General features: G+C 72.4%; 11 protein-coding genes. 2 read left to right on the top strand and 9 right to left on the bottom strand.

Annotated features, from left to right (window positions below):
- Nucleotides 1-148: 148 nt before the first annotated feature.
- The gene (locus AC3WQR_RS31125; RefSeq protein WP_172438372.1) at nt 149-859 is read left to right on the top strand and encodes an alpha/beta fold hydrolase; all 711 of its coding nucleotides are present in this window, start codon (nt 149-151) and stop codon (nt 857-859) included.
- 9 nt (nt 860-868) lie between these two features.
- Here AC3WQR_RS31125 and pcp read toward each other — a convergent pair whose 3' ends face one another.
- Genes pcp through AC3WQR_RS31090 form a run of 7 tightly spaced genes read right to left on the bottom strand, consistent with a single transcriptional unit; the run spans nt 869 to nt 5,906 of the window.
- Nucleotides 869-1,540, bottom strand: coding sequence for a pyroglutamyl-peptidase I (pcp, locus tag AC3WQR_RS31120; protein ID WP_492745880.1), 672 nt, complete (start codon nt 1,538-1,540; stop codon nt 869-871).
- A gap of 5 nt (nt 1,541-1,545) precedes the next feature.
- Nucleotides 1,546-2,286 carry a 5-oxoprolinase subunit PxpA gene (pxpA, locus tag AC3WQR_RS31115; RefSeq protein WP_095949159.1) on the bottom strand — a complete coding sequence of 247 codons (741 nt, stop codon included), beginning with the start codon at nt 2,284-2,286 and terminating at the stop codon, nt 1,546-1,548.
- Between the two features lie 55 nt (nt 2,287-2,341).
- Nucleotides 2,342-3,340: a 5-oxoprolinase subunit C family protein gene (locus AC3WQR_RS31110; protein WP_492745878.1), complete on the bottom strand. Its 999-nt coding sequence runs from the start codon at nt 3,338-3,340 to the stop codon at nt 2,342-2,344.
- Nucleotides 3,337-3,984: a 5-oxoprolinase subunit PxpB gene (gene pxpB, locus AC3WQR_RS31105; RefSeq protein WP_492745883.1), complete on the bottom strand. Its 648-nt coding sequence runs from the start codon at nt 3,982-3,984 to the stop codon at nt 3,337-3,339. Before pxpB ends, AC3WQR_RS31110 begins: the two co-directional genes overlap by 4 nt.
- A 40-nt stretch (nt 3,985-4,024) precedes the next feature.
- Entirely contained in the window at nt 4,025-4,528 is a 504-nt protein-coding gene (coaD, locus tag AC3WQR_RS31100; RefSeq protein WP_062481439.1) for a pantetheine-phosphate adenylyltransferase, read from the bottom strand.
- A 43-nt stretch (nt 4,529-4,571) separates the two neighbouring features.
- Nucleotides 4,572-5,234, bottom strand: coding sequence for an RsmD family RNA methyltransferase (locus AC3WQR_RS31095; protein WP_159275437.1), 663 nt, complete (start codon nt 5,232-5,234; stop codon nt 4,572-4,574).
- 36 nt (nt 5,235-5,270) lie between these two features.
- On the bottom strand, nt 5,271-5,906 hold the full coding sequence (locus AC3WQR_RS31090; protein WP_070061979.1) for a LysE/ArgO family amino acid transporter: 636 nt from the start codon (nt 5,904-5,906) through the stop codon (nt 5,271-5,273).
- Nucleotides 5,907-5,985: 79 nt separating this feature from the next.
- Here AC3WQR_RS31090 and AC3WQR_RS31085 point away from each other — a divergent pair, with 79 nt between their 5' ends.
- Nucleotides 5,986-6,897 carry a LysR family transcriptional regulator ArgP gene (locus AC3WQR_RS31085; protein ID WP_070061978.1) on the top strand — a complete coding sequence of 304 codons (912 nt, stop codon included), beginning with the start codon at nt 5,986-5,988 and terminating at the stop codon, nt 6,895-6,897.
- Between the two features lie 14 nt (nt 6,898-6,911).
- On the opposite strand, the gene AC3WQR_RS31080 is transcribed toward AC3WQR_RS31085, so the two are convergent.
- Together AC3WQR_RS31080 and AC3WQR_RS31075 are read right to left on the bottom strand one after the other, a co-directional pair.
- A complete protein-coding gene (locus AC3WQR_RS31080) occupies nt 6,912-8,276 on the bottom strand; it encodes a M16 family metallopeptidase (RefSeq protein ID WP_492745874.1) in 1,365 nt (454 codons plus the stop codon).
- A 17-nt stretch (nt 8,277-8,293) separates the two neighbouring features.
- Nucleotides 8,294-9,615 (bottom strand): M16 family metallopeptidase (locus AC3WQR_RS31075; RefSeq protein ID WP_492745872.1); only part of this gene is annotated, 1,322 nt, incomplete at its 5' end.

Raw genomic sequence — 9,615 nt, 5'->3', positions numbered from 1 at the left:
GTGGGGGCGGAGTCGGGGGTGGTGGTGGACATTGCATGCATTGTCCCCCGAGTGCATGACACGGCGGCTTCGTGCCAACCCGCTGTTGCACCGTCGCCACCGCGTACGGACCGTGCGCCGGGCGCGTCCGATCGCGCAAAATCGGCCCATGCCCCATCTTGTCCTGCTGCCCGGCCTTGCCTGCGACGAACGCCTCTGGGAGGCCCAGTTGCCCGCACTTCCCGCCGCCTTCGGCGCCCGCGTGAGCGACGTCCAGACGCGCCACGACACCATCGAAGGCATGGCCAGCGCCGTGCTGCGCGAGCACGACGGCCCGCTGGTGCTGTGCGGCGCGTCGATGGGCGGCATGGTCGCGATGGAAGCGGCGCGCCAGGCGCCCGAGCGCATCGCCGGGTTGATGCTGCTGGGCACCAGCGCGCGGCCCGAGACGCCCGACATGTTTGCGCTGCGCGAAGGCGCCATCGAATGGTTCGAGCGCGGCGAGGTGCGCGAGATCATCGAGCCCAATGTCGCCTTCGCCTTCCATCCCGCGCAGGCCGCCAACCCGGCGCTGGTGCAGCGCTACCTGGACATCGTGCTCGGTGCCGGCGCGGCCCAGCTCATCCGCCAGAACCACGCCGTGATGCGCCGCCCCGACGCGCGCACGCACCTGGCCCTGCTGCGCGCGCCGGTGCTGCTGATGTGCGGCGACGACGACCGCCTCGCGCCACCCGAATGCACCCGCGAGATGGCGGCGCTGCTGCCGCGCGCCCAGGTGGTGTGGGTGCCGCAGTGCGGCCACATGCTGACGATGGAGAAGCCTGCGTTCGTCAACACGGCGCTCAACGCCTGGCTGGGCAAGCACTTCCCCCGCGCTTGAGAACCCCGGTCAGTGCAGCTGGCCGCCGGTTTCCGCGACGTCCTGCTTCACCGCAAGTGCTGTCTTCACGGTGATGCGCAACGCATCGACCAGCGTCTCCAGCGACATGCTCGGCGCGCCCGGAAAGCGCGCCGCCTGCGCGGGCAGGTAGGGAATGTGGATGAAGCCGCCGCGCGCGCCCTTCGCCGCCGCGTGCGTCGCGATGCGGTGCATCAGCCCGTAGAAGAGGTGGTTGCACACGAAGGTGCCCGCACTGTTCGACACCGAGGCCGGCACACCGCCCGCGCGCAGTTCGCGCACGATGGCCTTCACGGGCAGGCTCGAGAAGTAGGCCGCCGGCGCGCCGGGCACCACGGGCACGTCGATCGGCTGGCGGCCGAGGTTGTCGGGCACGCGGGCGTCGTCGACGTTGATCGCGATGCGCTCCGGCGTGAACTCGGCGCGGCCACCGGCCTGGCCGATGCAGATCACCAGCGTCGGCTGGAGTTCGTCCATCGCGCGATCGAGTGCGGTGAGCGCCTCGCCGAAGACGCAGGGCACGAGGCGCGCATGCACGGTGGCGCGACCGCACTTCCAACCGTCTAGTGAGCGCACCGCCTCCCACGACGGGTTGAGCAGCTCCTGCTCGAAGGGCTCGAAGCCCGTCAGCAGGACGTTGGGAGAAGCGCGCTTCGCCGGCATCCTGTTCAAGCCATCGCGCGAACGTCGATGCCTTCCTGCTGCAACCGCTCGCGGATGCGCCGCGCGAAGGTCAGCGCATGCGCGCCGTCGCCGTGCAGGCACACGCTCTGGGCGTTGACGGGCACGGTGCTGCCGTCGATGGCGACCACGCGGTGGTCGCGCACCAGCGACAGGGTCTGCGCGAGCGACTGTTCCTCGCTCTCGATGAGCGCACCGGGCTGGCTGCGCGGCACGAGGCTGCCGTCGGGCATGTAGCCGCGGTCGGCGAACACCTCTTCGACCGGCTGCAGGCCGGCACGGCGGGCCGCATCGATCATGTTGCTGCCGGCCAGACCGAAGAACTTGAGCGAGGGGTCGAAGCGGCGCACCGCCTCGCACAGCGCCTCGGCCAGCTCGGGCTCCTTCACCGCCTGGTTGTAGAGCTGGCCGTGGGGCTTCACGTGCGCGAGCCGGCCGCCCTCGGCCTTGACGATCGCGGCCAGCGCGCCGACCTGGTAGAGCACGTTCGCGACGATCTCCTCGGGCGGCAGGTGCATGGTGCTGCGACCGAAGTTCTCGCGGTCGGGAAAGCTCGGGTGCGCACCGATCGCCACGCCATGCGCCATGGCCCAGCGCACGCACTGCTGCATGGTCCTGGCGTCGCCCGCGTGCCAGCCGCAGGCGATGTTGGCGGAACTCACGAGGCCGAGCAGCGCTTCGTCGCTGCCGGCGCCTTCGCCGAGGTCGGCGTTCAGGTCGATCTGCATGGGATGTTCTCCGTCTCGGGGGCAGGTGCGGGAGCCACCTGCGTCAGGCCACAGTCTAGGCCGCGCCGGGCCAGCCCGCAGCGGCGAGCCCCTGCGCCACCTGCGCCAAGTAGCGCTGCTGCGCCGCCCAGGCCGCGAGCGCGTGCGACAGGTCGGTGCGCACCAGCCGCAGCCGGCCGCCGAGCGGCGCCTGCGCAAGCTTCCAGAGGTCGGCGCGGATCACCACGCCGATGCGCGGGTAGCCGCCGGTGGTCTGCGCGTCGCCCATGAGGATGATCGGCTGGCCCGAAGGCGGCACCTGGATCGTGCCGGGGATCACGCCCGACGAGAGCATGTCGCCGCCCGCCTTGCGCTGCAACTCGGCGCCGGCGAGCCGGCTGCCCATGCGGTTGCTCTGCGGCGTGATGCGCCAGCGCTCGTTCCACAGCAGCGCCTGCGCGTCGGACGTGAACAGGTCGAACTCGGGGCCGGGCAGCACGCGCAGCGCGAAGGCGCCGTCGGGCTCGGCCGTGCCCCAGTCGGGCGCGCGCAGGCCGAAAGGACGGCGCGCGTTCTGGTCGGCGCCGAGGCGCGAAGCGCCCAGCGCGAGCCGGTCGCCCTTGCGCAGCGCGCGGCCCTCGTGGCCGCCGAAGCCGGCCTTGAGGTCGGTGCTGCGCGAGCCGAGCACGGGCGCCACGTCGATGCCGCCGGCCACCGCGAGCCAGCTGCGCAGGCCGGCCTTCGGCGTGCCGGGCGCGTTGGCGCCGGCGAGGCGCAAGGTCTGGCCGGCACGCACCGGCACGCTCCAGCAGGGCCACAGCGGCACGCCGTCGAGCGTGGCGCCGAAATCGTCGCCGGTGAGCGCGATGCGGGTGTCGACTTCGAACTGCAGCTCGCAGCCGCCCATGGTGAATTCGATGCCCGCCGCCGCGTCGGCGTTGCCGGCCAGCCGGTTCGCCAGCGTGAGCGCGAGCATGTCGAGCGCGCCGCCCGGGCAGATGCCGAGCTGGCGCAGGCCGGGCCGCCCGAGGTCCTGCACTGAGGCATGCACGCCGGGTTTGCGCACGAGGATCATGTCTGCAGGCTTTCGACGACGAAGCGCACGCGGTCGCCCGGACGCAGCAAGGTGGGCGACTCGGCCGACGGGTCGAACAGCGCGAGCGGCGTGCGCCCGATGAGTTGCCAGCCGCCCGGCGACACCAGCGGGTAGATGCCGGTCTGCTCGCCGCCGATGCCCACCGAGCGCGCCGGCACGGCGGTGCGCGGTTCGGCGCGGCGCGGTGTCGCGAGTTCGGGCGGCAGCCCGCCCATGAAGGCGAAGCCCGGCAGGAAGCCGAGCAGGTAGACCACGTAGTCGCCGCCGCTGTGGCGTCGCACCACCTCGGCCGCCGACAGCCCGGTGTGGGCCGCCACGTCGGCCAGGTCGGGACCGTGCTCGCCGCCGTAGGCCACGGGAATCTCGATGCACCGCCCCTCGGCGGCATGGGCCGCGAGCCCCGGCCAGGCCTGGAGCACGCGCGCTGCGAGTTCCTCGAACGCCACGGCGGTCGGGTCGAAGGTCAGCGTGAGGTTGTTCATGCCCGGCAGCGCTTCGCCGACGCCGGGCCAGGCCAGCACCTCGGCGGCCAGCGCCCAGATGCGCTGCTGCTGCGCCAGCGTGGCGGGCGCGGGCAGGTCGCACACCAGCGCCGCATCGCCCAGCGGATGCAGGCGGGGCAAGGGGGTGGCGCTCACCTCAGCGCGAAGCCTGGGAGCGGGCTCATTCCCTACCGAGGCTGCGGACCTTGGCGGTCAGCTGCTGCTCGACGTTCGGCGAGACGAACTTGTTGACCTCGCCGCCGAGCATGGCGATCTCGCGCACGAAGGTGCTGGAGATGAACTGGTACTTGTCGCTCGGGGTCAGGAACACGGTCTCGACGTCGGGCATCAGCGAGCGGTTCATGCCGGCGAGCTGGAACTCGTAGTCGAAGTCGGTCACGGCGCGCAGGCCGCGCACCATGGCCTTGCCGCCGCGCGCGACGACGAAGTCGCGCAGCAGGCCCGAGAAGCTCTCGACCGTCACCTGGTCGCTGTAGGGCTTCACGGCCTCGCGGGCCATGTCCATGCGCTCGGAGAGCGTGAACAGCGCCTTCTTGTGGTGGCCCGCCGCGACGGCGACGATCACCTTGGAGAAGAGTTGGGTTGCACGCCGCACCACGTCCTCGTGACCGAGGGTGATGGGGTCGAAAGTGCCGGGATAAACCGCGATCACGTTGCTGGCCATGGTTGCTTCTTCCTCATGCTGCCGGTGCGGCTTGTCCGGCGGATTATGCAGGCACGGACACAGCGCGGCGCAGCAGATGGGCATGCACGGCGCCGGCCTTCAGGTAGCGGAATTCGGCCAGGCCCAGCGCGGCGAGCTCCTCGGCGGCCCAGCGGCGCGGCGCCTCGAGGTAGATCGCGCCGTCGGCGTGCAGCGCGCGCGCGGCGGCGCGCAGGGCCGGCTCGTACAGCGCGAGGTTGTCGAAGGGCGGATCGAGAAACACCGCCTGCAGGCTGCCCGCTGCCGCGCGTTCGAGCGCGGTGACGCCGTTGCCGCGCTCCACGCGCACGGCCTCGGCCGAGAGCTTGGCCTTGGCGGCCTGCAGCTGGGCGACCAGCGCGGCGTCCTGCTCGCACAGCAGCACGTGGGCCGCGCCGCGCGAGGCGGCTTCGAGGCCGAGCGCGCCGGTGCCCGCGAAGGCGTCGATGCAGTGCCAGCCCGGCAAGGCACCGCCGCCCACGCCGGCCAGGCTCGCGAGCCAGTTGAACAGCGTTTCGCGCACGCGGTCGGGCGTGGGGCGCAGGCCGGGCTTGTCGGCCACGGCCAGGCGGGTGCGCTTCCATTCGCCGCCGATGATGCGGACTTCGCTGGGCCGCGACGGGCGCTTGGCGGCGGGGGCGCGCGAGACGGGCGCGGCGGCGTTCTTCTTCGGGGGCTTCTGGGGCATGCGGCGAGCTTAACGCCGCGGTTGGCCCCCCTTCACTCAGTAGCCCATGAACGCGCGACGCGCCAGCAGCACCGCCAGCACGAGCATCGTGCCGCCGATGAGCGCATCGAGCATCTGCCAGGCGCGCGGCCGTGCGAACACCGGCGCCAGCAGCCGCGCGCCGAAGCCCAGCGCGGTAAACCACAGCACGCTGGCCAGCGTCGACCCGACCACGAACCAGGCCTTGAGCAGGCCCGGGTACTGCGCCCCGGCCGTGCCCACGAGCAGCACGGTGTCCAGGTAGACGTGCGGGTTCAGCAGCGTGAAGCCGGCGGCCTGCGCGACCACCGCGGCGCGCGAGCGCGAGGCGCCCTGCGACACCGTCTGCAACGCGCCCGGCTGGCGCGAGCGCCACAGCGCGCGCAGGCCGTAGCCGCAGAGAAAGGCCGCGCCGAAGCCCGCGAGCAGCGTTGCCAGCATCGGCCGCCCCTTCAGCGCCTGCGCCATGCCGGCCACGCCGGCGGCGACCAGCACCGCGTCGCAGACGGCGCAGAACAGCACCACCGCGCTCACGTGCTCGCGGCGCAAGCCCTGGCGCAGCACGTACGCGTTCTGGGCGCCAATGGCGACGATGAGCACCAGGCTCATGAAGAGCCCGTTGAGGAAAGCGGTGGAGGCGTGAACGGCGGTCATGGTCCGAGCTTGCCGTCCGCAGCCGATTCAATCAAACTAAACTTCCTAACGCCGATTCAGTTTTACTTCATTCACAACCATGCTCGACTACGCCGCCCTGCACGCCCTTGCCGCCGTGGTGCGCGAAGGCAGTTTCGAGCGCGCCGCCCGCGCGCTGCATGTCACGCCCTCGGCGGTGTCGCAGCGCGTGAAGCTGCTCGAGGAACGCACCGGCGGCGCGCTGCTGGTGCGCGGCCAGCCCTGCGTGGCGACCGAGGCTGGCCTGCAGCTGTGCCGGCACGTCGAGCGCGTGGGCATGCTGGAGCACGAACTGCGCGAGGCCCTGCCCGCGCTGGGCATGGGCAGCGGCGAGGCGCACGAGCGGGTCACGGTGCGGGTGGCGGTCAACGCCGACAGCCTCGCGACCTGGTTCATGGCGGGCGCCGCAGCCTTCGCCGCGCAGGCGCCCGACGCCCTGCTCGACCTCACGGCCGACGACCAGGACCACACGGCCGAGCGGCTGCGCAGCGGCGCGGTGCTGGCGGCCGTGACCGCGCTGGCCCAGCCGGTCACGGGCTGCAACAGCGAGGCGCTGGGCACGGTGCACTACGTGGCCGCCGCGAGCCCCGGTTTCGTGGAACGGTATTTCGCCAAGGGCGTGGGCGCGCGCACGCTGGCCGCCGCGCCGAACCTGGTGTTCGACCGCAAGGACCGGCTGCAGGCGCGCTGGGTGCGCCGCATCTGCCACCGCAACGTGGAGACGCCGCGCCACTGGGTGCCCTCGCCCGCCGCCTTCGTCGAGGCGGCCTGCCGCGGCATCGGCTGGGGCATGCACCCGACCAGCATGGTGGCCGATGCGCTGCGCGACGGCACGCTGGTCGAACTGGTGCCCGGCGCGACGCTGCCGGTACCGCTGTACTGGCAGCACGCCCGCGCGGCGCCGCGCCTGCTGGCGCAGCTCGGCGCCGCGGTGCGCGAGGCCGCGCGCAGCGGGCCGCACGCGCTGGCCTGAGCTTTTCTTTCTTCTTACTGCGCCGCGGCGGCCTGCTTGCCGCCCACCACCACCGTCACCATGCGCTGCGGCTGCAGCTTGCGGGCGAACGCGGCCTGGATGTCGGCGGCCGTGACCGCGTTCATGCGCGCGGTCCAGGTGTCGAGGTAGTCCAGCGGCAGGCCGTACCAGGCGATATTGGCAACGTTGCCGATCAGCTTGCGATTGCTGTCCAAGAGCAGCGGGAAGCCGCCGATCAGGTTGTCCTTGGCGGCTTTCAGCTCCTTCTCGGTCGGGCCTTCGGCCACGAACTTCGCGAGCACGTCGCGCGAGACCTTCGTCGCCGCCTCGGCCTGGTCGGGCCGGGTCTGGAAGCCAATGCGAAAGGCGCCCGCGTCGAGCCCCGGCGCAAAGCCGCTGTACACGCTGTAGGCCAGGCCGCGCTTCTCGCGCACCTCTTCGGTCAGCCGCGAGACAAAGCCGCCGCCACCGAGCACGTAGTTGCCGAGCGTGAGCGCGAAGTGGTCCGGGTCCTGACGCGGGTAGCCGGGCTGGCCGATGAAGACGTGGGCCTGCGCCGAGTCGAACGCAATGCGCTCGTCCTTCGGCGCCGTGAGCGCCACCACCGGCGCGATGGCCGGCAGCGGTGCGCAGGCGGCGGGGCTGGGCAGGCGCGACAGCAGCGTGGTCGCCAGCGCCTCGGCCTCGGCGCGCGTGACCGCGCCGACGATGCTGAGCTTGGCGCGGCACGGCAGGATCAGCTGCTCGTAGCGCTGGCGCATGGCGGCGGTGTCGATGCGCGCCAGCGTGGCTTCGGTCACTTCCTGGCCGTAGGGATGTGTGCCGTACACGGCCTGCGCGAAGGCGCGGCCGACGACGGTGGCGGGCTTGGTGTTGGCTTCCTTGATGGCGGCGTTGATGCGCTCGCGCTCGCGCGGCCAGATCTCGTCGGGGAACGAGGGCTCGCCGATCTCGCGCGCGGCCAACGCCACGGCCTTGGTCAGCAGCGCCGGGTCGGACAGCGTGCGCAGCGTGTAGCTGGTGCGGTCGGTGCCGGCGCTCACGTCGAAGCTGGCGCCCAGGTCGGCCCAGGCCTCGCCCAGCGCATTCTGGTCGAGCGCGGGCTCGCCGTTGCGCCCGGCGCGCACGCCCTTCTCGACCATCGCGGCGCTGGTGCTGGCCAGCCCGGCCTGCGCGGCCGGGTCGCGCCGGCTGCCGGCGTCGAAGTCGATCTGCACGTCGACGATCGGCAATGCGTTGGTCGACACCAGGTACACCTTGGCGCCGTTGGCCAGCGTCCAGTGCTGGATGGGCAGCGCGGCCTGCGCGCTGCCCATGCCGAACAGCGCGGTGATGCCCGCCAGGAGGGCGGTGCTTGCAATCTTCTTGAGGTTCTTCATGAGGGAATCCGGTGCTTTCAGCGCATCTCGCCCACGGGGGCTGCGAAGCCGCGGCCGCGCTTGGGTTCGGGCGGCAGGGGCCGCAGCGTGGCGACCGTGAGCTGGTCGTCGCCGAAGTACTTGGCGGCCACGGCCTGCACCTGCGCCGCCGTCACGGCCTGCAGCCGGGCGACGATGCGCTCGCTGGCGTCCAGCGGCAGGCCCTGGATCCAGTTGCTGCCGAGTTCGCGCGCCTGCGCCATCACCGAGTCGCGCTTGTAGGTCTCGCTCGCCACCCACTGCGTCTTGACGCGGGCCAGCTCGGCCTCGCCGACGCCCTCTTTCGCCACGCGCGCCACCTGGGCGCGCAGCGCGGCCTCGACCGTCTCGGCAGTCTTGCCGGCGGCCGGCACGCCGTCGAGCATGAACAGCTGCGGGCCGCGGCCGATGAAGCCCGCGTACGCGCCGGCCGAATCGGCCACGCGGCCGGGGCCCTGCGTGAGGGCGCGGTCGAGCCGCGCGCCGGCGTAGCCGTCGAGCACGGCCGAGAGCACCACCAGCGCCCAGGCGTCGCTGTTGGCGTCGTCGATGTTCGTGAGCTGCGGCACGCGGAAGGCGAGCGACACGTACGCCTGCTCGGCCGGGGCCTTGAATTCGAGGCGGCGGATGCCGCGCTGCGCGGGCTCGGTGCGCGGCTTGCGCTCCGGCACGGCGCGCGCGGGGATGCTGCCGTAGTACTTCTCGGCCAGCGCGCGCACGCGCGCCACGTCGACGTCGCCGGCCACCACGAGCACGGCGTTGGCCGGCACGTACCAGCGCTGGAAGAAGGCGCGCGCGTCGGCGGGCGTCATCGATTCGAGGTCGCTCATCCAGCCCACCACCGGGCGGCGGTACGGCGACGCGGTGAAGACGGCCGCGCTCTGCTGCTCGCCGAGCAGGGCGCGCGGCTGGTCGTCGGTGCGCAGGCGGCGCTCTTCCTTGACCACCTCGATCTCGCGCTTGAACTCGTCGTCGGGCCACTGGTTGTTGGCGAAGCGGTCCGATTCGAGCTTCATCACCTGTTCGAGGCTGCCGACCGGGATCTGCTGGTAGTAGCCCGTGGCGTCGCGCATGGTGAAGGCGTTTTCCTGGCCGCCCAGCGCCGCCACGCGGCGCGAGAACTCGCCGGCCGGCACGGTCTTCGTGCCCTTGAACAGCATGTGTTCCAGCACGTGCGCCACGCCCGTGGTGCCGTCGACCTCGTCCATGGAGCCGACCCGCACCCAGACCATCTGCACCGCGGTCGGCGAACGCCGGTCGGTCTGCACGATCACGGTCATGCCGTTGGCGAGGGTGAATTGCTGGGGGCCCGGGGCCGCGG

Source organism: Variovorax sp. FW305-3-2-15-B-LB1, from assembly GCF_058787635.1.
The sequence above is the reverse complement of the archived record's forward strand: the minus strand, read 5'-3'. Positions and strand labels throughout refer to the sequence as shown.

Coding starts and splice junctions, on each gene's coding strand:
- AC3WQR_RS31080 (WP_492745874.1), bottom strand. CDS start 8,276: ATGAAGAACCTCAAGAAGATTGCAAGCACCGCCCTCCTGGCGGGCATC.
- pcp (WP_492745880.1), bottom strand. CDS start 1,540: ATGCCGGCGAAGCGCGCTTCTCCCAACGTCCTGCTGACGGGCTTCGAG.
- coaD (WP_062481439.1), bottom strand. CDS start 4,528: ATGGCCAGCAACGTGATCGCGGTTTATCCCGGCACTTTCGACCCCATC.
- pxpA (WP_095949159.1), bottom strand. CDS start 2,286: ATGCAGATCGACCTGAACGCCGACCTCGGCGAAGGCGCCGGCAGCGAC.
- AC3WQR_RS31110 (WP_492745878.1), bottom strand. CDS start 3,340: ATGATCCTCGTGCGCAAACCCGGCGTGCATGCCTCAGTGCAGGACCTC.
- AC3WQR_RS31085 (WP_070061978.1), top strand. CDS start 5,986: ATGCTCGACTACGCCGCCCTGCACGCCCTTGCCGCCGTGGTGCGCGAA.
- AC3WQR_RS31095 (WP_159275437.1), bottom strand. CDS start 5,234: ATGCCCCAGAAGCCCCCGAAGAAGAACGCCGCCGCGCCCGTCTCGCGC.
- AC3WQR_RS31125 (WP_172438372.1), top strand. CDS start 149: ATGCCCCATCTTGTCCTGCTGCCCGGCCTTGCCTGCGACGAACGCCTC.
- AC3WQR_RS31090 (WP_070061979.1), bottom strand. CDS start 5,906: ATGACCGCCGTTCACGCCTCCACCGCTTTCCTCAACGGGCTCTTCATG.